1 protein-coding gene is annotated in these 212 nt (G+C 34.0%); it reads left to right on the top strand.

The window, feature by feature from the left end; all coding sequences use genetic code 11:
• A partial coding sequence (locus HMPREF2578_RS11045) for an SAUGI family uracil-DNA glycosylase inhibitor (protein ID WP_256275856.1) occupies positions 1-168 on the top strand: 168 nt, incomplete at its 5' end.
• Between the last annotated feature and the right edge of the window lie 44 nt (positions 169-212).

Genomic DNA, 212 nt, shown 5'->3' with positions numbered 1-212 from the left:
CTACATGAGCTAAGTATCTATCCATTTCTAATGTATGCCAATAACCAACTCATCAGTATTGGTTATCTGGATCATTTTGATATGGACTTTCTGTACCTTACAGATACTCAAAATATCATTATTGATGAACGTCATTTACTAAAACAAGGAGGTCAGGACCATGAATAATTGGATCAAAGTGGCACAAATATCTGTTACAGTCATTAACGAAG

This window comes from Staphylococcus sp. HMSC072H03 (assembly GCF_001809305.1).
In the GTDB taxonomy this organism is placed as follows: domain Bacteria; phylum Bacillota; class Bacilli; order Staphylococcales; family Staphylococcaceae; genus Staphylococcus; species Staphylococcus hominis.
Note: the sequence above shows the minus strand (reverse complement) of the source record. Positions and strands in the feature narration are given on the sequence as shown.